This window comes from Micromonospora sp. LZ34 (assembly GCF_052981855.1).
The window spans coordinates 1-523 of sequence record NZ_JBRIQN010000183.1 but is presented as its reverse complement, the minus strand read 5'-3'; the positions used below and the strand labels follow the sequence as shown (position 1 = coordinate 523).

Below are 523 nucleotides of genomic sequence, written 5' to 3'. Positions count from 1 at the left end.
CTGGAGGCCGAAGACCTGTTCGAGCACGAGGAGGCCGCGGAGCTGGCCGACAAGGTGGCGGTCCGCTGGGACGCCGACGCCTTCCATGCCGGAGCCCGGCACACCGACCGGTACGTCCGCTGGCTCACCGATCCGGACCCACAGCTGGCCGGATACGCCGCCGAACTACTCGCCTGGTTCGCACCAGACGAGGCCGCGCTGGCCGGGCTCATCGCGGTCCCCGGTGACGAGGCCCGCGCCGCCACCCGCGCCAGCGCCAACCTGACGCTCGGCCACTGTCCGGTCGGCTCCGAGCGGATCGACGCACGCCTCAGCGAGCTACTGTCCGCGAATACTGCGGTCGTCCGGGTCACAGCGGCGGTGGCGTTGGCGTACCGGCGCGGCGACCAGCTACCCGACCTGGCCCTCGACGTCCTCACCGACGCCCGCAGCTCCGACGTCGATGCCGACGTACCCGGCTGGGACCGGTCGGTGCGCGGGTTCGTGGCCCTCGCGTTGCACCGGCTCGGTCTCGGCTGACTTG

At 72.7% G+C, this 523-nt stretch carries 1 protein-coding gene; it reads left to right on the top strand.

Translation table 11 applies throughout. The features are described from left to right. On the top strand, positions 1–519 hold a 519-nt coding region (locus tag ACVCAH_RS38075), incomplete at its 5' end, for a hypothetical protein (RefSeq protein ID WP_447141043.1). Between the last annotated feature and the right edge of the window lie 4 nt (positions 520–523).